Source organism: Priestia megaterium (assembly GCF_041941685.1).
In the GTDB taxonomy this organism is placed as follows: domain Bacteria; phylum Bacillota; class Bacilli; order Bacillales; family Bacillaceae_H; genus Priestia; species Priestia megaterium_C.
This window is the reverse complement of record NZ_CP130965.1, coordinates 24,091-48,012: the sequence shown is the minus strand read 5'-3', so window position 1 is coordinate 48,012 and position 23,922 is coordinate 24,091. Positions and strand designations below refer to the sequence as shown.

At 33.4% G+C, this 23,922-nt stretch carries 24 protein-coding genes and 1 pseudogene; 12 read left to right on the top strand and 13 right to left on the bottom strand.

Annotation, left to right across the window (positions count from 1 at the left end):
- Positions 1 to 102: 102 nt before the first annotated feature.
- A complete protein-coding gene (locus Q5794_RS30710; protein ID WP_214989223.1) occupies positions 103 to 1,203 on the top strand; it encodes a GerAB/ArcD/ProY family transporter in 1,101 nt (366 codons plus the stop codon).
- A gap of 1,136 nt (positions 1,204 to 2,339) precedes the next feature.
- On the opposite strand, the gene Q5794_RS30705 is transcribed toward Q5794_RS30710, so the two are convergent.
- Positions 2,340 to 3,185 (bottom strand): STAS domain-containing protein, encoded by an 846-nt coding sequence (locus tag Q5794_RS30705; RefSeq protein ID WP_214989224.1) that lies wholly within the window; start codon positions 3,183 to 3,185, stop codon positions 2,340 to 2,342.
- Positions 3,186 to 3,926: 741 nt separating this feature from the next.
- Here Q5794_RS30705 and Q5794_RS30700 point away from each other — a divergent pair.
- From Q5794_RS30700 to Q5794_RS30685, 4 genes are all read left to right on the top strand, one after another.
- Complete coding sequence (locus tag Q5794_RS30700; protein ID WP_177564121.1) at positions 3,927 to 4,211, top strand: AbrB/MazE/SpoVT family DNA-binding domain-containing protein; 285 nt, start codon at positions 3,927 to 3,929, stop codon at positions 4,209 to 4,211.
- Positions 4,212 to 4,357: 146 nt separating this feature from the next.
- A complete protein-coding gene (locus tag Q5794_RS30695) occupies positions 4,358 to 4,504 on the top strand; it encodes a hypothetical protein (protein WP_214989225.1) in 147 nt (48 codons plus the stop codon).
- A gap of 147 nt (positions 4,505 to 4,651) precedes the next feature.
- Positions 4,652 to 5,110: a hypothetical protein gene (locus Q5794_RS30690; protein WP_251034335.1), complete on the top strand. Its 459-nt coding sequence runs from the start codon at positions 4,652 to 4,654 to the stop codon at positions 5,108 to 5,110.
- On the top strand, positions 5,097 to 5,459 hold the full coding sequence (locus Q5794_RS30685; protein WP_251034336.1) for an STAS domain-containing protein: 363 nt from the start codon (positions 5,097 to 5,099) through the stop codon (positions 5,457 to 5,459). Before Q5794_RS30690 ends, Q5794_RS30685 begins: the two co-directional genes overlap by 14 nt.
- An 842-nt stretch (positions 5,460 to 6,301) precedes the next feature.
- Here Q5794_RS30685 and Q5794_RS30680 read toward each other — a convergent pair.
- The 4 genes from Q5794_RS30680 to Q5794_RS30665 form a co-directional block, all read right to left on the bottom strand.
- Complete coding sequence (locus Q5794_RS30680) at positions 6,302 to 7,147, bottom strand: STAS domain-containing protein (protein WP_374989571.1); 846 nt, start codon at positions 7,145 to 7,147, stop codon at positions 6,302 to 6,304.
- Positions 7,148 to 7,347: 200 nt separating this feature from the next.
- Positions 7,348 to 7,470 carry an FbpB family small basic protein gene (locus Q5794_RS30675; protein ID WP_374989570.1) on the bottom strand — a complete coding sequence of 41 codons (123 nt, stop codon included), beginning with the start codon at positions 7,468 to 7,470 and terminating at the stop codon, positions 7,348 to 7,350.
- 429 nt (positions 7,471 to 7,899) lie between these two features.
- The gene (locus tag Q5794_RS30670) at positions 7,900 to 8,952 is read right to left on the bottom strand and encodes a fatty acid desaturase (RefSeq protein WP_374989569.1); all 1,053 of its coding nucleotides are present in this window, start codon (positions 8,950 to 8,952) and stop codon (positions 7,900 to 7,902) included.
- A gap of 343 nt (positions 8,953 to 9,295) precedes the next feature.
- The gene (locus tag Q5794_RS30665; protein WP_374989568.1) at positions 9,296 to 9,487 is read right to left on the bottom strand and encodes a hypothetical protein; all 192 of its coding nucleotides are present in this window, start codon (positions 9,485 to 9,487) and stop codon (positions 9,296 to 9,298) included.
- A gap of 315 nt (positions 9,488 to 9,802) precedes the next feature.
- On the opposite strand from Q5794_RS30665, the gene Q5794_RS30660 reads away from it, so the two are divergent.
- Complete coding sequence (locus Q5794_RS30660; RefSeq protein WP_047934552.1) at positions 9,803 to 10,006, top strand: cold-shock protein; 204 nt, start codon at positions 9,803 to 9,805, stop codon at positions 10,004 to 10,006.
- Between the two features lie 285 nt (positions 10,007 to 10,291).
- On the opposite strand, the gene Q5794_RS30655 is transcribed toward Q5794_RS30660, so the two are convergent.
- On the bottom strand, positions 10,292 to 10,495 hold the full coding sequence (locus tag Q5794_RS30655; RefSeq protein WP_214989230.1) for a cold-shock protein: 204 nt from the start codon (positions 10,493 to 10,495) through the stop codon (positions 10,292 to 10,294).
- 286 nt (positions 10,496 to 10,781) lie between these two features.
- On the opposite strand from Q5794_RS30655, the gene Q5794_RS30650 reads away from it, so the two are divergent.
- A complete protein-coding gene (locus Q5794_RS30650; RefSeq protein ID WP_214989231.1) occupies positions 10,782 to 12,182 on the top strand; it encodes a DEAD/DEAH box helicase in 1,401 nt (466 codons plus the stop codon).
- 606 nt (positions 12,183 to 12,788) lie between these two features.
- Here the strand turns inward: Q5794_RS30650 and Q5794_RS30645 are convergent.
- The 4 genes from Q5794_RS30645 to Q5794_RS30630 form a co-directional block, all read right to left on the bottom strand.
- Positions 12,789 to 12,989, bottom strand: a complete 201-nt coding sequence (locus Q5794_RS30645; RefSeq protein WP_177564136.1) for a cold-shock protein — start codon at positions 12,987 to 12,989, stop codon at positions 12,789 to 12,791.
- Between the two features lie 729 nt (positions 12,990 to 13,718).
- Positions 13,719 to 13,874, bottom strand: coding sequence for a hypothetical protein (locus Q5794_RS30640; protein ID WP_177564139.1), 156 nt, complete (start codon positions 13,872 to 13,874; stop codon positions 13,719 to 13,721).
- 263 nt (positions 13,875 to 14,137) lie between these two features.
- Positions 14,138 to 14,410: an HU family DNA-binding protein gene (locus Q5794_RS30635; RefSeq protein ID WP_214989232.1), complete on the bottom strand. Its 273-nt coding sequence runs from the start codon at positions 14,408 to 14,410 to the stop codon at positions 14,138 to 14,140.
- Positions 14,411 to 14,785: 375 nt separating this feature from the next.
- A complete protein-coding gene (locus Q5794_RS30630; RefSeq protein ID WP_214989233.1) occupies positions 14,786 to 14,986 on the bottom strand; it encodes a hypothetical protein in 201 nt (66 codons plus the stop codon).
- 1,059 nt (positions 14,987 to 16,045) lie between these two features.
- Between Q5794_RS30630 and Q5794_RS30625 the strand changes: the two genes are divergently transcribed.
- The gene (locus Q5794_RS30625) at positions 16,046 to 16,333 is read left to right on the top strand and encodes a hypothetical protein (protein WP_214989234.1); all 288 of its coding nucleotides are present in this window, start codon (positions 16,046 to 16,048) and stop codon (positions 16,331 to 16,333) included.
- 486 nt (positions 16,334 to 16,819) lie between these two features.
- On the opposite strand, the gene Q5794_RS30620 is transcribed toward Q5794_RS30625, so the two are convergent.
- Entirely contained in the window at positions 16,820 to 17,005 is a 186-nt protein-coding gene (locus Q5794_RS30620) for a hypothetical protein (protein ID WP_374989583.1), read from the bottom strand.
- 664 nt (positions 17,006 to 17,669) lie between these two features.
- Positions 17,670 to 18,050, bottom strand: coding sequence for a YkvA family protein (locus Q5794_RS30615; RefSeq protein WP_214989235.1), 381 nt, complete (start codon positions 18,048 to 18,050; stop codon positions 17,670 to 17,672).
- A 136-nt stretch (positions 18,051 to 18,186) separates the two neighbouring features.
- On the opposite strand from Q5794_RS30615, the gene Q5794_RS30610 reads away from it, so the two are divergent.
- Together Q5794_RS30610 and Q5794_RS30605 are read left to right on the top strand one after the other, a co-directional pair.
- Complete coding sequence (locus Q5794_RS30610) at positions 18,187 to 18,741, top strand: Chromate resistance protein ChrB (RefSeq protein WP_214989236.1); 555 nt, start codon at positions 18,187 to 18,189, stop codon at positions 18,739 to 18,741.
- Positions 18,742 to 18,963: 222 nt separating this feature from the next.
- A complete protein-coding gene (locus tag Q5794_RS30605; RefSeq protein WP_374989582.1) occupies positions 18,964 to 19,527 on the top strand; it encodes a transglycosylase domain-containing protein in 564 nt (187 codons plus the stop codon).
- A 416-nt stretch (positions 19,528 to 19,943) separates the two neighbouring features.
- On the opposite strand, the gene Q5794_RS30600 is transcribed toward Q5794_RS30605, so the two are convergent.
- Positions 19,944 to 20,438 (bottom strand): DinB family protein, encoded by a 495-nt coding sequence (locus Q5794_RS30600; RefSeq protein ID WP_214989238.1) that lies wholly within the window; start codon positions 20,436 to 20,438, stop codon positions 19,944 to 19,946.
- Between the two features lie 456 nt (positions 20,439 to 20,894).
- Between Q5794_RS30600 and Q5794_RS30595 the strand changes: the two genes are divergently transcribed.
- A complete protein-coding gene (locus Q5794_RS30595) occupies positions 20,895 to 21,356 on the top strand; it encodes a hypothetical protein (RefSeq protein WP_214989239.1) in 462 nt (153 codons plus the stop codon).
- Positions 21,357 to 22,137: 781 nt separating this feature from the next.
- A pseudogene (ltrA, locus tag Q5794_RS30590) lies at positions 22,138 to 23,787 on the top strand (group II intron reverse transcriptase/maturase).
- Positions 23,788 to 23,922: the final 135 nt, after the last annotated feature.

Here is a 23,922-nt window from a genome sequence, read left to right as displayed (position 1 = left end):
GAATCTGGTAGCTCTACATAACGTTCAAAAGAGTGTAAGTAATAAAAGGCCGAGAAAGCAAAAGTTCAATTTAAATAAAATTGGAAAGGAGGTTCAAATTGAATGGAGAAGGCAAAAATTAGTGCCAGTCAATTATTTATTCTAATGGTTCTGTTTGAACTAGGTAGTTCTTTATTGGTACCTATTGCAATGGATGTAAAACAAGACGCCTGGCTGGCGATTCTGATTGGAATGGTAGGAAGTTTTGTTCTATTTTTAGTCTATCATAAGCTTCATTCATACTATCCGGATCTCTTGCCTACAGAGTACATGCAAAAAATCATGGGTAAATGGATTGGAACGGTACTTGCCTTTGTCTACATCCTTTATTTTATGTATGATGCAGCAAGGGTTCTCCGTGATTTTGGCGCGATGTTGTTAACCTCCGCCTACCCTGAGACTCCTTTATTCATTGCACATACTCTATTAATGCTTGTCATTATTTATACGATTCGAAAAGGAATCGAGGTTGTAGCTCGCTCAGGAGAGATCCTTTTTACATTTATGTATATCTTCGCCATCTTAGGGTTTGTTCTCATCGTATGTTCAGGTTTAATCGAGTTTACAAACTTACAGCCAGTACTTGAAGAGGGTGTTTTACCCGTCCTGAAAGTTGCATTTACTCAAACTATCTATTTTCCGTTTGCAGAAGCGCTTGTATTTACGATGATTTTGCCGTATTTAAAAGACCAAAAAAAGGCAAAAATGACCATGTTATGTGCAACAGGATTAAGTGGCATCAACTTAACTATTACAATGCTTATAAACATTAGTGTACTTGGGGTTGATTTGACTGCACGTTCACAATTCCCTCTTCTTAGTACCGTACAAAGCATCCAGGTAGCTGACTTTTTGGAACGTCTTGATGTATTTTTTATGCTTGCTTTAGTTATCGGTGGTTTCATTAAGATTAGCGTGTTGTTATATGCAGCTGTCATAGGGACGGCTAACTTATTTAAGATTAAATCACCTTCACGCCTTTCATACCCTTTGGGCTTCGTTATTCTATTTATGGCTAGCACGATTGCGAGCAATCTTCAAGAACATCTCCATGAAGGACTAAAGGTAGAAATGTTTATTCTACATATGCCTATCCTCGCGATTATTCCCCTTCTGCTTCTTCTTGTTGCTTTCTTGAAAAACAGAAAGAAACAGAGAGGCTAACAAGTTCATTTGTATCAATTTTCCGAAGGTGAAGTGATTTATATAATCTGTTGAATTCGTATAAGCTAGTGCTTATCAATTAGGATTTAAACTATTTGAGGTGGTTTTTATGTATACGTGGTTTTATGATCATTTTGTTAATACAATTCTATTTCCTCTTACTTGTATAGTAATGGTAGCCATCACGTTAAGTGCATATGCATACTTAAAATTGAGGAAAGCAAATAATCAATAGTCTCTAGGAATTGTTGATTTTTAATATCGATCTTTCTTCCCCTTTTAAAAAAGCGGATTATGTTTAGTTTACTTTTCGTCATATCATTAAGTAAAACTAAACGTATTTTATTAAAAGTAGTGTTATTGATTTTACTCCATGTAGACAAATGAAACTTTTTTCTACAAAGTATTACGCTTCTAAATCACAGAATATCAATGATTATTTAACAGTTATTTCTTTTATTTCGACGCGGATTTTTCTAAAAAGATATACTTTTACGGATAAGATATTTAAATCTATTACAAGATGTTAAAGTAATTATTATCGTTAATAAAAAAAGAAAGCTACCCCATCGTTGCAGGACGGATAGCTTTTAAGGGAATTCATAAACTTCATTTATAAAAAATCTGAATAATTGTACAACAAATTTATAAATAGGCAATATAGTACAACCTTGAGCATATGTATAAAAGGTGGACTTTTTATACATTCTTTCAATATCGACCCTTCAGTAAAATGTTGTTATATCAAGGATGTATAAAAAGCTGCATACTCCGGAAAAAGAACCCTCGGCGGAACCGTACTGCGACAAGGGTTCTTTTTTGGGTTGTGTACCGGAAAGAGACATTATGTTAACTAACTTTGTATACGATATACAGCTTAGAAAACAGAAAAACCTATCTCTTCCCAGTCAAAAGAGGTAGGTTTTTTCTGCTCTTGGAGAAGAGATTTGTGTTGGATTATTGGATGCCTCACGGCGTCTTGAGTAGTTTGCTCGGAATGCAATAATTTATTCACGGCAAATTGCTTCAATTCTTCCGACCGTTGTCTAATGCTATTTTTTTGCGTTGATGTCTACTTAAGTGTTGTACAAATACAGGGTCTAGATGTGTAACATAGTCGTTTTTGTATTTATAAATTAATAAACTTTATGGGATGCGATAGCTTTTTCAAGACGAGAGACAATTGGTACCTTACTAAAATCAATACCAATTTGAATAGCTGTTTGGGCAGTTTCAGGTCTGATTCCGGAAAGAGTAGCCTTCACACCGACTAAGCTCAATGATTCAATTAGTTGGGAAATCTGATGCGCAACCATTGTATCGATAATTACTACGCCGGATAAATCAATCAAAAGATGACTAACGCCCCTACTAACACATTGATTTAAGGTATTTTCAAGGATAAACTTCGCTCGATCTGTGTCAATATCTCCTACAAGAGGGAGTAATGCTAGATTTGCACTTAATGAAATTATAGGCGAGCTTAATTCTGTAATCATTTCTTGTTGGGCTTTTAATCGTGTTTGAGAATATGTATGGTATTCTTTGGTGAATATCGTTATTACATAATTGAAATTCTTAATAATAACACGATTCCATCTGTTAATGGTCTCTTGTGAGTAAATTTCATCACTTGTCTGAACAAACTCTTGAATTAAATCTAAATATTGGTCTTGGTTAGTAAAAAACTCTTTTAAAATAACGTGGATGGGTGTACGTAAATGCTCTTCATCCTTTGAAACCGAACAAATCCATTCATCAAAATGGCTAGAAAAATGCTCATGTGATTCTGTTTCGTCAAAGACTTTACAAAATCGCACGTGAAATTCATGATTTTGCTGTTTTACCTTGCGGATAACTTGTGGATCATTAGAAGCATATACACCAAGCGAGCCATCTTTATCTACTGACTCATACCATTTCTCAGTCAATGATAATGTTCGTTCCACTAAAAAATGATATAACTTGTTATTTCTATGCATCGTTCAATACCCCCTTATATATGTTCTCGTGTTAGTACATTATTAAGTATATAATCCTCTTTATTTTACCATGCGTATGCAGAAAATCTGCCCGATAGAAAATTAAATTTTGTACAATTTTATCATTTTCTGTCCTCTTATTCATCAAGTTATACACTTGAATATGTCATCATGTAAGTATGAGAATGAGAATGAGAATGAGGATAAGATAAAATGCTGAATACAAGAAAGATAGCTAATCTATTTTACTTTTTTATGAAAATTTTGTTATTATCTTAAGATTTTTCTATTACGAGATATAGAGGGATGAGTATATTTATAAAAAGCTTCATATGATGGAAAAAGAAAGCTGTATAAACGATAAATTTGAAGAGTGAACGAGTCTTTGTGTATCAAGAGCTCGTTTTTTATACAGTTTCCTAGAAAGGACACTATGTTAACTAAAATTGAAAATACATATCGTCCATAAAGGTTAATTTTATTGACTAAATAGACGTTCTGTCATTTGATTCTAGATAGACTAAAAAGGTGTACCTTTTTAGTCTATCTATATTGAACAGCCTTAACTACAGATTATGTATTGCATCCTCAATGAATCAATGTAACAAAGCTGGTCGTTTTTGTTGTATGGAAAATAAACCAAACAGTATGGTAGATTAATTGCTAAATAAAGTTAGTAAGTAGAATAAGTGTTACAATGATTATGCATCAAGAATTTTACACCGTAAGGAGAGAGTGGCTATGAAAAGTACAGGTATTGTAAGAAAAGTCGACCAACTAGGGCGCGTTGTCCTCCCGAGTGAATTGCGCAAAGTTTTAGATATAAAAGAGAAAACACCAATAGAGATTTATGTTGAGGGGAACCAAATTATTTTTCAAAAATATCAAGCCTATCCAGCGTGTGTGATCACTGGAGAAATAACGAAAGAAAATAAAGTATATTCTGGTAATCTTATATTAAGCCCAGAAGGTGCCGAACAATTGTTTAACCAATTGAAAAATGAAAATATAGAAGGTAGTAAATAGTCATTTAATATAAAAATTTTTATTTAATTTAGGTTTTAAGAAGAGTAAAAGAGGGAAAATAGTTTAATTCTATTCCAGATGAAATTTAAATAAGAAAAATGATTAATACGTTGATTAAATTATGATAATGAATCTGGATGGAAGGTATGTCAATTAATAAAGAAGCTTTATATCAAGGTAAAAGATTTAAGATTATTCATGTTTATAGTTATGGCTATTGTGAGCTTAGAAAAGTTAATGATCCTTTTAAGGTAGAACTAGCTTTAGTAAATGATATCCTACTAACAGGATAATAATTGCTACACATTCGTATTTTATTAACAAAACTGACTCATTTTAATTCTTAGTAGTTTATTTTTAGTTTGCTCACTACGTGTATTTTTATGCTTCTTACAAAGATTTTAATAGACTATTCAACAAAAATGAAGGGGAACGTACTTATGCATAAAATGACTGAAAAACTACATGATTTTTTACTTGAACATATAGATGAAATGTCCCAACTGTGGCTAGATTGGCGAGAAGTAGAGGGATATTCCATTTGTACAGCTGGTGCTTCTCGTGAGACGACTGAATACCTTCGAGAACAAAATCAATATTTCACCCGTACAATTGTAAATGTTCTTAAGGAGGGATCGCTGGATACTCTTAGTAGTTGGGCACAAGAAACTGCCACGAAACGAGCCGAATGCGGAGATCCTCTGTATGGAAGTATTCATTATTTCAAAAAGTTTCATTTAATCTTTCTTGAACGAATTGAAACATTTGTGGACCTTCATCAGTCTAGGATTAAGTATGAAGATACTTTCTCATGGAACAGAGTAGTGAATGAAGCATTTGATCGAATGATTGAACTATTTACTATGTATTACGGTCAAGTGGCAGATGCGGATTTTTGAACTCAGTACACCTGTCATTAGTATTTCAAATAAAGTCGGTATCGTACCTATCGTTGGACAGGTTGATGAATATAATAGCAGTAACTTTGCGGAGAGAATTATGATGCAAGCCAAGAATCTTGAGCTGTCTTGTCTTATCATTGATCTATCAGGTGTACCTTCTATTGATGCGATGATGACAAATGAGTTATTTCAAGTCGTAAAGATGTTAGACTTACTTGGAATCGATGCAATTATTACAGGCATCCGACCAGAAATTGCATTAACAGCAGTTCAACTAGGGATAGATCTGGACAAGCTGCGAACCTATGGAAAGCTAAAAGATGCAGTAAACAAGCTTTTACACTAATGTATGTGTAACCCTAAATATTAACCAAAAGCCTACCTTCATGATGACAGGTAGGCTTTTTTCTGTCACGAAACTCTTGGGTAGAATGCTGATGAGCATCTGGCTTAGTTTGCTCGAATACTAGTAACTTATTGATTTTCAAGAACTTTTGTTAGAAGTACTATCTGATTGTGCAACTCGTTCTTAGTAGGTAAATGTCTGCACTTGTCATAATCTGCAATTAGACATTTAACCTCTCTATGGAATAGGAAAACTTCATAGTTATAGAGCATATTCTTTCCTCCTGATGGCCCTCTATCCTTTACATTACCCATTCAACACATTCTAACACGCCATTTCCAATAAAGTTCATTATGATAACTAGGATTCCCTAGCCTATACAGCGTAAAAACAAAAAAACTACCGACTCTGAATAGTTTTTTCTGTTACGTAATTAGGTTTTGTGATGACAGCTCACCCTGTCTTGAATAGTTTACTCAAGGTATGAGTTATTATTCATTTTTGTAATTATTAAATAAAAAGCAAGAAACAGATCTTTAAAAAAAGATCTGTTTCTTGTTACGTTCCAATCTATCATAGTACTTTACCCTTTTGTTTAAGAAATGAAACATAAATATTTTATATATAATAAAGCTATTCACAACAGGTATTGTGTATATTCAAGCGAACTTTAGCAGTCTGCCCTAGTCAAAAAATTCTATACTTTATAGTGTTTATTTTACTTCAATTGTTCGAAAGAGTATCGCTTTAAAAATAAATTAACTACTTATAATTTGTCTTATGTTAAGTGGTTTTTTGAAGGTAAATAGAATTCAATTCGTATACTATTTGGATAAGACTATTTATTCTAACGTATCTATGGTTAAATTCAAACTAAGAAGTGCTTGTTCGAGGTTTGATTTTACAGTTATTTTACTAAAATTAATACCAAGTTGTATCATGGTCTGAGCAACTTCAGGACGGATACCAATTAACATGGTTTTTACCCCAAGTAAATCTAATGCCTCAATGATTTTAAAAATTTGATGGGCAACCATAGTGTCCACAATCATAACACCAGAGAGATCAAATAGAAGGTGAGATAATTTCAATTCATTTGCTTTCTTCAACGTTTCGTCTAGTAAGAGAGTGGCTCTTTCCGTATCTACCTCTCCAATTAGAGGGAGTATAGCAATTCCTTTTGTGATAGGGACCATAGGGACGGATAATTCAAGGAAGGCACTCTTTGCTTTTTTTAATGTTTCATGATGGAAATTAACATAAGTCAAACTAAAAGCATAAACAGCTTTATCTAATAAAGGATCAATAATCGAGCTTAATTCAAATACAGTGTCTATCGGCATGTTGTGTTTTTTTATTTCTTCTTTAAGTACTTCCCATATAAATTTCCTGTAATAACTTGTGGTCTCTAAAGCCTCACTCAGAGAAACCCCTAGATTTGATGCCAATTCTCCTGACTCTTTTCCCCATTTCAATATTCGATCGAAACTTGTATTTTGATCGAGGTTTAACATGATTGCTTCTCCAAAATTGTTGATGAAATTTGCTCTCATTTCAATAATTTTTTCATTTGTAAGATTGAAATTCCTTGTTTGTTTAAGGTCTACCATTCTATTTGTATGTACTTTATGCGCAATTTCATACTTTTTTTCTACGATTTTTTCTCCTAGAAAGTGTAAATTATTCATTAAATTTTGTCCTCCGATCTTACCTTATTTAAAAAGGTAATTTTCATTATTTTAACATTTAAAATATGGGCTACATAATTAGTTTTTTTAGATAAGTAGATTGTTCCTAAGGTAGTAAAAGTCATTGTACTTAATTCTTTAATACCGAGAATTCGCTTTATGGTAATTAGCTCTATAAACTACAAATAAAGCTAGCTGTGTTAAGCTAGCTTTATATTTTCATGGCGTTTTTCTATAAGTTTTTCAATTGCTTGCTCATCTTTAAGCAATTCTTCTTTATTCTCTTTTACTAGATCTTCAAATGATTTTGTATGCTTACGCATGTTAGCACTTCTTTCTTTTATAGTGGACGGCTTTAACTATACCTTATCTAGGCAATTTTAGGTAATAAAACAACTTCACTATTTACAATGTTTCTCGTGAAAAATAGGTATATTCTCTTTTATTTTCTCCAATTTTGAATTTCGATAAGATTCCCTTCAGGGTCTTTTTCAAAAACAATAGTTATAATACCAATATCTCGGTAGTTTTTCAATTATCTCCTCCACATTTGGTACAAAAAACAGAACTTCATGATTGATGATACTAAAAGACGAAAAGAAATGATGTAATCGTACGAAAATCTCACAAAGTGCTCAAGTGAAAAAACCCGAATAAGGGACACTTTTTGTGTAGTGACCTTTATTCGGGTTATAGTTCAACTAATCCAGGTATTTTTTTATTAAAATTGAATGATTTTATCTTCTGGATATTCAATTTTCATCGAGGTTTGGTCTTTTGTTATTCAAATTCACACGCGATTTTTTATTGTCTACGAGATGCTTAATTTCTTTAAAGCTTACAAAACGTTTATTTTGTTGATCTAAAAGTCGAAAACGAAGGGACTTCAAGCTTGTGCTTAGTGTAATGGTTGTTGCTTTCTGTAATGGTGGCGTAGACTCATGCGCCTTTTCTAGATTATAGTTTGGAACCCTTGGAGCCAAATGATGTACATGATGGAAACCAATATTACCTGTTACCCATTGTAAAACTTTAGGGAGTTTGTAATAGGAGCTACCATCAACCGCAGCCTTCACGTAATCCCACTCCTTTTCGTTTTCAAAGTAGGAATCCTCAAATTGATGCTGTACGTAAAATAGCCAAATTCCAAGTGATCCTGTTACAAAAAGGATGGGAGCTTGAACGAGCAGAAAAGCTTGCCAACCAATAGCCCAACATAAAAGTGCATATACTGCAACAATTGAGAAATTGGTTAAATATGTGTTCAATCGTTCCTTTCGTTTCGCGTCTTTTCGATTCAATCGGTTAGAAACGAAGAAAAGATAGATGGGACCTAGCCCAAACATAACAATTGGATTGCGGTAAACTCGGTATGCTAACCGGCCCCAGTAAGAAGCTGCAACATACTCATCAACTGTCATGACCCACACATCACCAGTTCCTCGTTTATCTAAGTTACTACTCGTGGCATGATGAATGGAATGGCTTCGTTTCCACTGTTCATACGGAAACATGGTGATAACCCCACTGATTGTCCCAAGGATATTATTCGCTTTTCGGCTTTTGAAAAATGATTGATGACAACAATCATGGAAAATAATGAAGATTCGGACCACGAACCCGGCTGTAACAATACATAATGGTAGTGTTAGCCAATAAGAAACGGACAAACTTTGATAAGCTAGAAACCAAAGTAGGAAAAACGGAAGGAATGTGTTTATTAATTGCTTTATACTCGATTTCGTATTGGATTTTTCAAAAGGTGCTACATTTTTTCTTAATTCAGTCGTTTTTTGTTTGCTCATGTGTTCCTCCTTGCCTCTTTACCGTGTTTAATATTCAACTCTTCTTTATATTAATAGTACATTATAGTAGCTGGTAATGAAAGATATAAACGTCAAGTAACTAGTATGACAACTGTCATACATGTGTAAATGTATTTTCTTAATGAAAGGAAAAGGATGTGGAGAAAAATTCAGTTTCATTAAAGTATGAGCACTATTTCAGCCATAGCTATTTAAAAGTGCTCATAAATGTATACCTTTCCACCAGATGTTCAGCCACTATTTTTTAAATATAAGGCGAACAAACAACTACCTCTACTATGATGACTAGGATTGAAGGTAGTTTTTTCATAGCTATGAATGTTCAACTGTCGTTCATTTTGGTATAAAAACCCTTTAACAATTTCATCATCTCACGCCCCGATGTTCTAGACAGTTTATCATTACCTTCATCTTCATATGTACTCACATACCAGCTGCCCTTGTCATCTTCATTTAACCTATATACCTTATCGTTTCTACTATCTGTATAAAAATCTCCATCCTTCAGTCTCAAACGATCCCTCCTCTACCACGTATATACCCGGTATTGTACCCAACATATCCAGTTTATAAAAAATTTCATCTACACAAAAACAGTAGGTTTTAAATTAGGTCTTTTAAAATACAGGTTTTTACATTTTAAAGATTCATCTACTTTCCTGTATTTGCTATATTCAGTTTTATATGGTACGATTAAGTTAATTATTTTTGTTCGGTGTAGGATTAAGAGAAGAGAAATCTCTTCCATAGAAATTTTCATCTTAAGATAGTATGGTTGGACAAGGGTAGTAATACAAGTGTGGAATATTCCACACCAGGAGGCAATATTATGGAACAAGGTACAGTAAAATGGTTTAATGCAGACAAAGGGTTCGGTTTTATCGAAATTGAAGGCGGAGACGATGTATTCGTACATTTCAGCTCTATTCAAAGTGAAGGCTTTAAATCATTAGACGAAGGTCAAAAAGTAACGTTTGATATCGAACAAGGACAACGTGGAGCACAAGCTGCAAACGTTCATAAAGTAGCATAATTAAAATGAGTAAAAAAAGACTCCACCTGGGAGTCTTTTTTTACTTTTGATTCCATTAGCTGGAAAAAAGAGTAGTATATCTCATTTTAAAATCTCGGTATAATGGAAAAACCAGAGTTTTATGTCTGGTTTCTAGGTAAAACGAACGGTACAAGGTATGGACTTGTTATACCACATATTAGAAATATAAAATAAGTATGGCATATTTGTTTAGTGAGACTTTTAATTTCAGCTAAAGAAGTGCCAGAAGTTTTTTTAGGGATTTATCCAAAAGGTAGCCATAAATTATTTTTGATGGGGATTAGGTGACGCATCTAAAAACCGTTCTCGAGCTCTCATTTTATGGCCACACAAAGGACACTTTGGATAATTTTCATAAGAAAAGTTTTTTCTCATCCAACCATTACATTCTTCTGATTCACATTCCCAAATCTCTGTTCGTTCTTTAGGTAAGGGCTCTTGATCTTTCTTCCTATGGTTATAATACATAACTACATCATCCCTCCTCCTAAATAGTATCCCTTTTTATAAAGAAATAGTAGGAACCATATCTTTCTAAATTAAACCACTCTATATAGGTATGATAAGAATTTATAAATAGACTTAAGCATGGATAAAATAAGGCATGAATTGGTCTTGTACAGATACGTTAGAATATAGATGCTCGTTGATAGTAACATTGATTTACACTACGCAGGAATGAATAAGCAACATCTCTGGTTAAAGAGAACTTTTCTCATTTCTGAATTTAAGTAAGAGAAGGAGCACAAAACAATTGAAAAATTTTTCTGATTTTCATTTAAGTAAGGACATTGAAAAGGCCATTCATAACTTGGGTTTTGAAGAGGCTACGCCGATTCAGGCTGAAGCTATTCCAATAGCTATGACAGGTAAAGATCTAATTGGACAAGCTCAAACCGGTACTGGAAAGACAACGGCTTTTGGCATACCCCTTATAGAGCGAGTTGAGCTTGCTGAAGAAACGATTCAGGGAATCGTTCTAGCACCGACACGTGAACTGGCTATTCAAGTAGCTGAGGAATTAAATCGAATTGGACAGGTAAAAGGAGTTAAAACGTTACCCATTTATGGGGGGCAGGACATTAATCGTCAAATCAAGGCCCTTAAGAACAGACCACATATTATCTCGGCAACCCCTGGACGTCTTATGGACCATATGAAAAGAAGGACGATTCGTTTAAATCATATTCGTACGGCTGTTCTGGATGAAGCAGATGAGATGTTAAACATGGGCTTTATTGAAGATATCCAAACAATTCTTGGGGGGATTTCTTCTCCCCATCAAACCTTACTATTTTCAGCAACCATGTCGAAGCAAGTACAAAGTTTAGCCCAGAAATTCATGAACACTCCTGAACTCGTAAAAGTAAAAGCGAAGGAGTTAACCGTAAAGAATATTGAACAACAGTATGTAGAAATTCCGGAAAATCGAAAGTTTGATGTTCTTTGTAATCTTGTAGATCTTCAAGCACCAGACCTGACGATTGTGTTTGGTCGCACAAAAAAACGTGTGGATGAACTTGCTGAAGGGCTAAAAAAGCGTGGATATGCAGCAGAAGGTATTCATGGAGATCTTACGCAATCAAAACGTGCTGATGTGATTCGTCAATTTAAGGAGCATACGATTGAGATTATGGTCGCAACCGATGTTGCAGCAAGAGGACTTGATATTACAGGTGTCAGTCATGTCTATAATTTTGATATTCCTCAGGATCCTGAAAGCTATGTTCATCGCATTGGTCGAACAGGACGGGCAGGTAATAAGGGATTGGCGGTTACATTTATAACTTCGAGAGAACGTCATCACTTAAAAGTGATTGAAGATGTTACGAAAACAAAGATGTCTAGACAATCGCCTCCCACTTCTAGTGAAGTAATGGCAGGAAATCAGCAAGAAATCATACACCGCGTTTTGAACACCATCGACAAGAGAGAGCTAGGGGAATATAAACCTGTGGCGGAAAAGTTATTAGAAGAGGTGGATTCTGTTACTTTATTGTCAGCCACTTTAAAGCTCTTAACAAAAGAATCCAATATGGCTCCTGTCCAATTAACTGAAGTGGCACCACTTCGTAATGAAAAGGCAAAAACGGAGCGTAAGAGAAGTAGAGGCAGAAAAGAAACAGTATGGCGTGAAAAAAAGTATAGAAAATAATCCCTTACTGTTTTATGACTATGTACTTCATTAGTAGGTATTGAGGTTTATCACACCGTAAGGTGTCAAACTACAACTATCCCTTCGTGAACCAACTATCGAAGAAAGGTTGCTTACTTTTTTAACGCATATATCAGAAAACCTATACGAATTGATGTAAGCCTTTCTCAGCTCCATTATAAGAATCACACGGCATCTTTAATTGTTAAGCCTTATGATTGTGGAGAACTAAAAAATATCAGACAAAAGAGCTGTATAAAATAAAGAATCTTGTGAGATTTGCATTATGTCTCACGATAAATAAAAATGAAAATTTTATTATTTTTGATACGATAGAGGATGAGGGCTATGAGCGTAAAAATATTTAGTAATGGAGAAATAGTAAATATAAGAGTATCGAATGAATTAGTGACAATCTTAAAAAGTCATTATGTAAAAAACATGAAAAGATACTCTTATACGGTCAATAAATACCCAAGTACTTTTTTCTTTGAAGAAGAATTAATGAAACATGAATAATAATGATTCGTGAATAAGTTTTGATATAAAAATCTTTTTAAGTAAAAACAGACTCTGAAGATAGAGTCTGTTTTTTATTATGGTTTCTTATGCTTTACGTACGTTTGTCGCTTGTGGGCCACGTTGCCCTTGTTCGATATCAAACGTCACTTCTTGACCTTCATCCAAGGATTTAAACCCGTCACCTTGAATAGCCGAGAAGTGAACAAACAAATCTTCTCCATCTTCACGCTCGATAAATCCAAAACCTTTGTCAGCATTAAACCATTTCACTTTACCGTGTTCCATTTTTGTTTCCTCCTAGAATATAGAAAATAAACCAGATTATAATTAAAACTAGCTTATTTATTATATTATCCCAATAGAGACATCTTAAACTTAAATTAATTTGATCTTTCAACGTTCTTTATCATTACTAACTTCACTAAAAGATTATTAGGATATGACTATATACATAATGAGGTTCTTGTGCAAAAACTTCAAAATATTTGTAAGTGACCTTCTAAACATGGAAATGATGGAAAATTAAAAATTACCCGTTGCTCATACAATCGTTATGCATTGTATTCATCAATATGAACCTAAATTAGATGAGAGAGTACAATGAGACCGGTCTGTCCAAAAGAAAGGGAAGTTCACTCAAAAACATTTTGAATAGTTGCGTAAAAATAGATTCCATTAGATAGGAATCTATATACCTTTTTTATATAAATGCAACCTTCGTACAAGAATCCATAAACTTGTTTGCAAATAAAAAAATGACGCCGTTTTAGGCGCCATTTTTCACAGAATGGAGAAGGACACACCCTATGCACAGGCGGTACTATTAACACATCGTCTTGATTTGATAATACCCAGTGTTCAATTTTAATAAACCTTTGGGTATGACGATTTATGCAGAATACCTGCATGGAGGTATTCTGCACATAATCTAAATTTTTTCGTGTAAATAAATAACAGAAAAACAAAGTAAAACTGCCTTTCAGTACTTCTATGATTTATGTCATTTAAAAGAGATTATTTTTTCTCATATTCTAAAGGCAATGGAGAGAAATCATTTTTGGTAACTAATTGTTTAAAAACTACATTCCTATGCTCTCTTTCTTCTAATAAACCTTTAATCTCTTTACATAAATGAATTCCCATATTCAATAATTCGATTTCTTGTGACATCCGATTTACCCCCTCTTGAATAAATTTATAAAAGATTTTACGTAAAATGAAAAAAGTCTTTGAAATGGTACAATAGTTACGGTTGTGAAAGGATTTGATTGAAGCAGCAGAGCATACATGCAGAAATAAAGGCCAATGAATGTTCAATTTATAAACCTATATCACTTTATAAAAATCAAAAGAAGGCGCCTTTTCTATGTATGTGATAGAAAAGCTCTTTTGAATAATCCTAGAACTTTTCTATCCATTGTAGATACACGAGGTTATTTAACAGCTTGTTTTAATTCCTTTCCTGCTTTAAAGGAAGCTACTTTTGAAGCCGGAATCTGCATTGTTTCACCTGTTTGAGGGTTTCGACCTGTTCGTTCTGCACGTTCTCGTACTTCAAATGTACCAAAGCCAATTAGTTGGATTTTTTCTTCCTTGGCAAGTTCGGCAGCAATTGTTTCAAATACTACATTCACAGCTTTTGTAGCGTCTTTCTGTGTGAGATCTGCTTTTGTTGCAACGGCACTGATTAGTTCCATTTTATTCATAGTCAAACACCTCATTTCATTTGTTTAAGCAAGTATATTAGGGGAATAACCTAGCTTTTATGCACTTGTTCTTTTATAAGATTAGATAAAAGTAGTAAATAACCTTTTTTAGTTAATTAATATACAATATATAATAAATTCTTTGATACAGTTGATTTTTCTATAGCTATAATAAACGCATGTCCCAAAGGAACTTAAAATAAAAGGTTCCTATAAGGTTCTCTTTTCTTCTTTATGCAGCTTTTTATACATATGCTCGTCCAGTAAAATATAGTCTTTATATCAAGAATATGTTATTATTTAACTCCAGTTATAGATTTCTTTAAAATACTACCTCATTCCAATGCCATTAGAATGAGGTAGCATTTTTCTTATTTAACTACTAAAGAAACTTCCACTCTTTCTTTTTCCCTTATAATGATGATGTCCATAACTTCCGTGATGGTCACGTCTTTTTTTATAATCGTCACTACTGCTATAACTCTTAAAAGGTTTTGATCTTCCTCTTTTGTAATCACTGCTACTATAATGCTTATGTTTATTATTCATTAGTGAATCAAACAGTTTCTTGAACATGGTCTAACCACTCCTCATAATCATTTTAAATCTATAATAAACAAAAAGCGCTTTTATCTTTTTAGTAGATAAAAGCGCTTGATGTATAAACACAGCCTTCACCTAACTAAAAACGTAGGCAAAGGTCTTGCTAACAATTAAGATTGCCAACAAAGCCGGAAACATCCTGTTTCGTAATGACGACTTTTGTTGTACAGCTACTCCCCTTTGGAGTATTAAGTTTGTTCAATGGTAACGTAAATCGATTCTATAAGTCAATTGATAACTAATGAGTAATTATCTTTCAGAACCTTGTTCTTACCGTTTATCTAACGTAACAAAAACAACCATTTTTGTTACAGATAATTCAAAAGTACAATGTTGTCTAAAAAGGTACACCTTTTTAGACTATAAGAAAAACTAATGATAAAATGTCTATTTAGTTAATAAAATAAACCTTTATGAACGTACAAAAAGTAATTTACCTTTATAGACAATATGCCATATTCAATTTTAGATCATTGCGTACTTGCAATAATGAATAACATTCTCTATGTTGAGCAAACTACAGAAGAACGTGAAAGCTCCATCAGCAAAGTTTTCCTTTTTTTCGATGTATATTTGAGAAACTACCTTACATCCATGGGGTAGTTTTTTCTTTTGCTGTTAGTATATTTTTTAGAAAATAGGAACAAAATGTAATCGAATACCTGCTGATATTGGTATTTGCAACCTATTCTCTTTAATGAAAAGCTACTGTGCCTCAACAGTAGCTTTTCTATTTTAGGCTGTATATGCCGTGTTTTATGATGGGATGATGCCTTTTTTTATCAACAATGTGTCAGTAGTGCTACAAGATGTTTCATTTTTTATACATACGTGTATCAAAGGTTATAGGACATCGTTCTCATGGTATACTATCGATTAATGACAAAACATTGTATATGCAGCATGTTTTGTTCATTTTCTGCTTTGGAGGGACAATTTTATTATTTGTTGTTCCTCCTTTTTATTTTATATAAAAAAAAGGAATTACTCTCCAGAGTACTGTTATCCTTAAGGCAAGGGAGTTGAAATATTATGAAAAAGACAGAGCACATCAAGAGGTATGAGCAAGGTATTACTAGTAAGTTTGCTGTGTACAGCTTTCCATATGTTTATGACTTTTCTATTTATGCTATTGACATCTTTTATACTGATACAGGAGACTACTTCTTTGGCAGTGCTAAGAACACTACACTTGAAAGATTCTTTACTCGAAAAATCCACCAAGATGAACTGGGGTATTATTTCAAGTATGCTCAAGAAAAAGTCTATCTCAACAGTTTTAATCCAATAAAGAACAATAAACTACAGTTAGCTCAATGAGCTGGCTTTTTTTATGATCTCCAAGACAAATGACCTACCATATCACCATTATGAGAAGTAAAAGCTAAAAATATCAGCATGATTAACCCTATTGTTTTATTTGAGATGAATACTTTCCCTTTATTCGAACATTCTACTATTTAAGAAACCCAAAAAAGTTTACTCAAAGATATAAAGGTGGATTCAATATAAATGAATAATAAGGTTTATATGATCTTTCGTACACTCTTCATTGTTTGCATTGTTCCCTTTACTATTATCTTTCTTACCAATCTTTTGGTACAAATAACCAGTAAGAGAAATTAATTTATATTCTTCCCCCACTATAAACGGATAATAAATAACAACTTGAGCAAACTACTCATGATAGTTACTTCATCGACTTATCACCTTGTAGACAGAAAAACTACCTTCCGTCGCAGCATAGGTAGTTTTTTCTGTTTTTAACCTGTATATGGTATACATCTTTAGTTAAAATAAATGTTTTTAATTATTTAACTTTTTGATATCGTATCCAAAAAATCCACCTTTTACTTTTACTGTATGAACTCCTGACCATGTTGTACTTACTTTGAAATAGTGCCAATCCCCATTTTCATTCATGAATTCTTTAACGTCATATCCTTTTTTAATTAAATGATCTTGAATATCGTCTTTTTTGCTAATATACACCTTAACTCCTCCTTTTCCCCAATTGATTGGTAAACTTACTATTATTACCTTCTATGCTTAAAAAGAAGAATCCTGTTAGTTTTAAATTTCTCTTTTTAGCTTTTATTTTACCTACTGTTTAATCAGGTAAGGAAAATTAAGATTTCATCTAAACATCCACTTTGATTAAGTGATAATTAACTTATTTTCTTAAAAATAGAGTTATCATTTACCTACATTGTAGAAAAAGGTTCTATTTGTCGTCACTAACTGTAAATAGTAAAACCTTAATAATAAATAAAATACTTTACTATTTACTTACCGAATTACAAAAAATAGATAAGGTTATCTCCCCAAAAAAAAAAAAAAAAAAAACAATTACAATATTTATTTTTAAAGGCATATGTATATGAATCTACAAATCTGGCCAAACTAATAACGTATTCCCCCTATTCCAATAAATTTGAAAATCCTTTGCCAATAATGATCAGCAAAGGATTCTTTTTTATATGTAATTAATTCTTAAGGTGCAAATCTATGAAAACTAACAGTAAGATATATAACACATTTTGTTAAATATTAGTTTAAAAACTTTTTAAAGAAAGTCTATATTACTAATGGTGAAATTTCTGTTTTTGTCACTTTATATCCTCGTCAAGTCTTTGCAGTAGAACCCTTTAACTTATTACTTAAAAAATAATTTAAAAATCCAATATAAAACGGCTATCCATAATAAGATAATGATAACTCCAGCAGTCCAATTTTTCTTTTTAACATTCTCCGATTCTCTTACTTTTTCGCGACATTCATCAAGTACATCTTTAGGAATTAATTTTAAGACAAATTTGATTGCGAAAGGAATAAGTATGATATCATCTAGATATCCCAGTACAGGTACAAAATCAGGAATTAAATCTACTGGGCTAAATGCATAGGCTATGATTAATATGGATAACAATTTTACGTAAAATGGAACTTTAGGATGTTTGTTAGCTTCTACTAACACAAAAATTTCTTGCTTTAACTTCCTTGCCTGTTCTTTTAATTTAGTTAGTGCTTCTCCCATATATATTTCCCCCTATTATGTACATCATCTTTCGCTATCTAATAAATTTTATCTTCTGTTATCATGTAATGCAACAAGTGTTACATTTTTAATTTTTGTGCTAAAATGAATAAAAATATTATGAGGAGTCCGAGATATGTCTACAATTAACTGGATTATTTTTACGTATAAGATTCCTTCAGAACCCTCTTCAGCAAGGGTTAGAGTTTGGAGGAATCTCAAAACACTTGGAGTTCATTATCTTCAACAATCAGTTTGTATCTTACCTTCTAAGGAAGAAATTATAAAAAAGTTAAAAAAACTTGAATTATTCATCCATGAAAGTGGAGGGGAAACCTCTATCCTTGAAATTGAAAGACTTTCGCTTTCTTCGGAGCAAATGATAAAATCTAAGTTCAATCAGGAACGCGCCTTGGAATACAATGAATTTATTGAGGAATCAAATAAATTCTTACAAGAAATAGAAGATGAGACTAATAAAGAAAACTTTTCATTTAGAGAAATAGAAGAAAATGAGGCTGAATTAAGAAGGTTAAAAAAATGGTTGGTAAAAATAAAGAAAAGAGATTATTTTTTATGTGAGACTAATAAAGAATCATCGGATCTCTTTGAAGAATGCAATAAAGTGCTTGAAGAATTTACAGAGAAAGTATATCTATGTGAAGGACTTGTCGAAGAAAAAAATGTGTAATGAGCATTTAATTTATCAAAATAACACACAAAGAGGAATAACATCATGACTAAGGGTTCCCTAAGAAAGAAAGTAATTGGAAAGTTTTTTATTCTTTTATTATGCACTTTTCTGTTAACTAGTTGTTCAGCTGGAAACTATGTACAAGGGGTCATATTAGACAATGAAAATGGAGCTGGCATTCAGGATCTTTCTCCAACTCAAGACAAGAGAATTGCTACTTTGAAGGAATTACCAGATTACCTTAAAATGGCTTTTGTTATAACTGAAGATAAACGCTTCTATGAACATAAGGGTGTTGACCCGAAAGGTATCCTTCGAGCTTTATATAGAGACGTCTTGGAAAGAAGTAAAAGTGAAGGAGCCAGTACGATTACACAGCAACTTGCCCGAAACGTATTTCTTTCAAATGAAAAAACACTTACTAGGAAAACGAAAGAAATTGCGTATGCTCTAGAATTAGAGAGAAAATACTCCAAAGATCAAATTTTAGAGATGTATTTAAACCACATCTATTTCGGTAGTGGAGCTTACGGAATTCAGGAGGCTGCACAAGAATACTTTGGGAAAGATGCAAAAGATTTAACGATTTCGGAGTCTGCTTTATTAGCTGGTTTGCCTAAAGCACCTAGTAAATATTCTCCTCGTAACAATATAGATTTAGCAAAAGAGCGACGTTCTATCGTTCTTTCATTAATGGAAGAAAATCATATAATTACTAAACAAGAAGAAGAAGAAGCAAACAAGCAAGAAATCCTTTTGACCAAGAAAGAAGTGGGACAATAAATTGTTATAACTTCTTTAGATGTGTTATCTCTCTCTCAATTATATACAGAGATATTTCTTGTTTAGAAACATTAAATGGATAGTATTTAATACTCGGAGCAAACTACTAAAGATGCCGTAGGGTATCATTGTGTAAAGTCGTGAAACAGAAAACTCAACCTTTAGGACTTAGAGGTTGGGTTTTCTGTTCTTTCAAGTTGTATAGATTATGGATTCTTAGTTACCATAATCTAATTTTCCGGAACTAAGCAAGCAAACGAGCACTTGATGCATAAGGGCTCGCCTAAATTCTAAATTTATCATTTATACATCGTTGATTTATCAACATTTCGAGCTTTTGCTAAATAATAAGTTCTACATAAAAAAGGAGAACTTTATGCTCCATTTCATTCAGGGACATCGATTATCGACTTCGATTAATTCTCTTCACCACTATTTTCTTTCCAGCTCTTTTGTAGTTTCCGAATATAAATGATTTGACCAATGTGATATGCGTTATGAGTAGTTATATTCCCAAGTACCCCCCACCACTTCACATGTTCAGAAAAACCATTTACATCTCTTTCAACTTTTTCTTCAGTTAATAACTCTTGCCATTGTAACAGTACTTCTAATAGTCGACCTTTTAAATTATCAAATGTTTGATTTTTTGCAATTATAAAACTTTTATTATTATTTCCTATAGAAGGTACTGCATTGACATGAGATTTTTGATACCTAGTTTGCCATGTTTCATTCCAATAAAGTAGATGTTGCACAATCTCAGCTATACTATTACTATCCTTGTTAGGCTTCCAAAAAGCTTCTTCTTCTGACAAGTTTTCAATGGAAGCTGAAAATGGTTGGTACCAGCTAGGATCATTAGCATTTGCTAACAGCTGATCGGCTAAAACATCCTTTGCGTGAAACATGATTTCCATCCCCTTTATAAAAAATTTCCGATCTATTCACAAGAAAAATCAAAATTATGCAAAGATGCCTTGTTGAAAATGTCATAAATCTATTTTCTTTCCACTGACATACATTCTCTTATATATAGTTATTTTCCTTTTTTATTTAACCACTACTCTTTATTTGTTTAACAAATAAAAACTATACATTTTTACATTAGAAGAAAATATTTTTGTTTATTTAAAGGGCTTTTTCGTTCCTGTAAGCTACATTATGTTAACTAAGGGTGTATATCATATTCATTTAAAAAGTAAATAGCCCACGAATGAATTTATGGGCTATTTACTTATGTATTATCTTCATCAACAAACCGAACAGATTAGTTTAAAAAGCATTTTTTACTAACTAACCATAAATGCATATTTTCTTTCAAAAAAAGAAACTCTAAATAAAAAGAAATAAAGGGAAGTTTAAATATGTCAATGAAAAATAAGTGGTTATTTAATATTGCAATGGTATTACTCTCCTGGGTATCAATATCTTTTTTGGACTGGCGCAGTATAAAAAGATTTTTCCCGGCTTTTATTTTTGCGTTTTTAATAAATTGTATTGATGTTCCTATTGGAAAGAAATTTAGATGGTGGTCTTTTTATAATAAACCACATTCCTTTATTTATAATGAATTTCCTTTTTTAATAGGTCCAATGCTGGCGGTGGCTTTATGGTCATTAAAATGGACATACGGAAATTTCAAAAAGTTTATTACGCTAAATGCTCTTTTCCAATTATTTTTTGCATTTTTAGCTAAAACTTTATTTGTAAAGATAAAATTATTTAAATTAGTTCGATTTAATGCATTTCAATTCTTCCTTTACTTCTTTTACAAGGCTTTTCTCTTATATGGATTTCAGTACATTTTTGAAAGTAAAAGAAGATGAACATAATCCACTAAAAGTTAGAAATATATATTTATTCTAGTCAAAAAGGTACGAAAAATTTAGATTCAAAATTAGTTGTAGGACACAAACTATCATATGAATATCGAAAATTTTGTTGAATTAACAAAGGTATTAGTTCAACAAGAATCGCCTCTTTGATTTCCGATAACTGTGATTATGGTGCGACAAGAAGTCGCTTTCTTACAGTGTAGCTAACGCTACTCATCTAGACGCAAAGATGATCTCCATCCGAAACGGCATTCTTGGTAACGAGTCTGTCGGTTGCATGAGGAAATGCGGAAACAGAGGACAAATGCATGGTCCAGAATACTGCTAGGAGAAGATAGGTATGGTAAACGAAAGTGAAGGTTTGTAAGCTTCGTAACGGTTAGCTCAAGATAATGCACAGCTTTGCTTGGGTCTTGGCAAGAGGAAAAGTAGAATCATAATGCTGCTCTGATGCGTCCCGCATCTTGCCCGGAGTAAAGAACCTACCTACCCTTATTGCATCTGTAGAAAGTGGAACTTGGTAAGCCCTATGTCATCTGCATAAGCAGTAGGATGACTGCAAAGTCAAACGATGTGACAGAGGGTATGGGATATGAGAAAAAGCGAAAGCCGTTACCCTGAAAAGGAACAGGAAATCAAGAACATTGTATAACTGGACGGATACTGTCGTCTTTACAGACAATGACAGGATCGAAAGAGCGCCTACTTCTCATTGGTCTTCAACACGAAAATAAATTTGTGGCTATCTTCTGACGAAAAGGAGCGTGCTGTTATGAATACCTCTCTACGAGCGTCGGCGCACGTCTCGCATAAAGGTTGGTACTCTATTGATTGAAATACTATACAACAATATGTAACGAAGTTACGACAAAGAATTTATCGTGCCGAACAACAAAATCAACGAAGAAGAGTAAGGAAACTTCAACGTTTACTCCTCCGGAGTAAAGCCAATTTATTACTTTCCATTCGCAGAGTGACGCAACAAAATACCGGAAAGCGAACACCTGGTGTAGACGGCTATACGGCCTCACAACCAAACGAACGTATCAAACTGTATCAACAATTACTAAGACGGAATGTTTTTCAGCATCGCCCAAAGCCAGCGAAACGAACGTTTATCGCTAAGAAGAATGGGAAATTAAGGCCTCTCGGTATCCCGATGATACGAGATCGAGTTTATCAAAATGTCGTAAAGAACGCACTAGAACCGCAATGGGAAGTCAGGTTCGAAGCTAGTTCCTACGGTTTCCGTCCTAAAAGAAGCACTCATGATGCCATCAGCAATCTCTTTAACAAGCTCAATACGAATAGTAAGAAAAAGTGGGTGTTTGAAGGAGATTTCCTAGGGTGTTTCGACCATCTCAACCATAATTGGATAAGTAAACAAACGTCTACGTTTGCAGGAAACACGCTGATTGGAAGATGGCTCAAGATGGGATATATGGAGCAAGGTATGTTTCACAACACAATGGAAGGAAGTCCCCAAGGAAGTGTAGCTTCTCCCCTTTTAGCTAATATAGCGCTAGATGGAATGGAAAAAGAGATTGGTATTGTTTACCGAAAAACATACAAATCAGGCACAGGCTACAAGATTGATCCAAAGTGTAAGATGGGACGTGTCGCTTACGCAGATGACTTCGTCATCGTAACGGAAACTAATGAGCAAGCTCAACTTATGTATCAAAAGTTGACTCCTTATTTAAAAAAACGCGGGATTAAATTGAGTGTTGATAAAACAAAAGTAACGCATATCGAGAATGGGTTTGATTTTCTCGGTTTCTCACTTCGTCAATACAAGACTGAGCAAGGCAATAAGTTATTGATTAAACCTAGCAAAGACAGCATCAAAAAAGCAAAAGGTAAGATAAAAGATACGTTCGCAGTGATGAGAGGACAACCAATAAAAGAAATTATACGTGTCTTAAACCCTATTATTCGTGGTTACGGACAGTATTGGAAACATGTCGTATCAAAAAAGACGTTTGGATATATGGACAATTATGTTTTCTTGAAAATAAGAAAACACCTTAGACAATTGCATCCAAAGAAGTCGTGGAAGTGGATTCGAGAGCGCTATTTTAAGAAACCCCATCATGGGGGAAATGATAGATGGGTGCTCACATGTCCACTTACCAATATTCAATTGTTAAAGATGTCTTGGATTAAAATAGAGCGTCATGTGATGGTAGCCTATAAAAACAGCCCAGATGATCCTAGTTTAAAAGAATATTGGGAAAAGCGAGACCGTAAGGTCTTTAATAGTGAAAATACGCTAGACAGGATGAAACTCGCAAGAAAGCAAGGATATCGTTGTGCATTGTGTAAGTATACTCTACAAAATGGAGAAAAAGTTGCGGTACAAAACCTAGAGGTTTCCGCAGGTAAAACTGCTAAATTAGTACATGTACCGTGTATTAAATAAAGAAGTTGTTCGGATAAAAAGAAGGCTTGAGCCGTATGACGGGAAATCTGTCACGTACGGTTCTTAGGGGGGCGGGCGCTCGTGAGAGTGCCTGCCTACCCGACTTAACTACCTTTGTATATGATATACAGCGTA

Coding starts and splice junctions, on each gene's coding strand:
- Q5794_RS30710 (WP_214989223.1), top strand. CDS start 103: ATGGAGAAGGCAAAAATTAGTGCCAGTCAATTATTTATTCTAATGGTT.
- Q5794_RS30705 (WP_214989224.1), bottom strand. CDS start 3,185: ATGCATAGAAATAACAAGTTATATCATTTTTTAGTGGAACGAACATTA.
- Q5794_RS30700 (WP_177564121.1), top strand. CDS start 3,927: ATGAAAAGTACAGGTATTGTAAGAAAAGTCGACCAACTAGGGCGCGTT.
- Q5794_RS30695 (WP_214989225.1), top strand. CDS start 4,358: ATGTCAATTAATAAAGAAGCTTTATATCAAGGTAAAAGATTTAAGATT.
- Q5794_RS30690 (WP_251034335.1), top strand. CDS start 4,652: ATGCATAAAATGACTGAAAAACTACATGATTTTTTACTTGAACATATA.
- Q5794_RS30685 (WP_251034336.1), top strand. CDS start 5,097: ATGCGGATTTTTGAACTCAGTACACCTGTCATTAGTATTTCAAATAAA.
- Q5794_RS30680 (WP_374989571.1), bottom strand. CDS start 7,147: ATGAATAATTTACACTTTCTAGGAGAAAAAATCGTAGAAAAAAAGTAT.
- Q5794_RS30675 (WP_374989570.1), bottom strand. CDS start 7,470: ATGCGTAAGCATACAAAATCATTTGAAGATCTAGTAAAAGAGAATAAA.
- Q5794_RS30670 (WP_374989569.1), bottom strand. CDS start 8,952: ATGAGCAAACAAAAAACGACTGAATTAAGAAAAAATGTAGCACCTTTT.
- Q5794_RS30660 (WP_047934552.1), top strand. CDS start 9,803: ATGGAACAAGGTACAGTAAAATGGTTTAATGCAGACAAAGGGTTCGGT.
- Q5794_RS30655 (WP_214989230.1), bottom strand. CDS start 10,495: ATGTATTATAACCATAGGAAGAAAGATCAAGAGCCCTTACCTAAAGAA.
- Q5794_RS30645 (WP_177564136.1), bottom strand. CDS start 12,989: ATGGAACACGGTAAAGTGAAATGGTTTAATGCTGACAAAGGTTTTGGA.
- Q5794_RS30640 (WP_177564139.1), bottom strand. CDS start 13,874: ATGTCACAAGAAATCGAATTATTGAATATGGGAATTCATTTATGTAAA.
- Q5794_RS30635 (WP_214989232.1), bottom strand. CDS start 14,410: ATGAATAAAATGGAACTAATCAGTGCCGTTGCAACAAAAGCAGATCTC.
- Q5794_RS30630 (WP_214989233.1), bottom strand. CDS start 14,986: ATGTTCAAGAAACTGTTTGATTCACTAATGAATAATAAACATAAGCAT.
- Q5794_RS30625 (WP_214989234.1), top strand. CDS start 16,046: ATGAAAAAGACAGAGCACATCAAGAGGTATGAGCAAGGTATTACTAGT.
- Q5794_RS30615 (WP_214989235.1), bottom strand. CDS start 18,050: ATGGGAGAAGCACTAACTAAATTAAAAGAACAGGCAAGGAAGTTAAAG.
- Q5794_RS30610 (WP_214989236.1), top strand. CDS start 18,187: ATGTCTACAATTAACTGGATTATTTTTACGTATAAGATTCCTTCAGAA.
- Q5794_RS30600 (WP_214989238.1), bottom strand. CDS start 20,438: ATGTTTCACGCAAAGGATGTTTTAGCCGATCAGCTGTTAGCAAATGCT.
- Q5794_RS30595 (WP_214989239.1), top strand. CDS start 20,895: ATGTCAATGAAAAATAAGTGGTTATTTAATATTGCAATGGTATTACTC.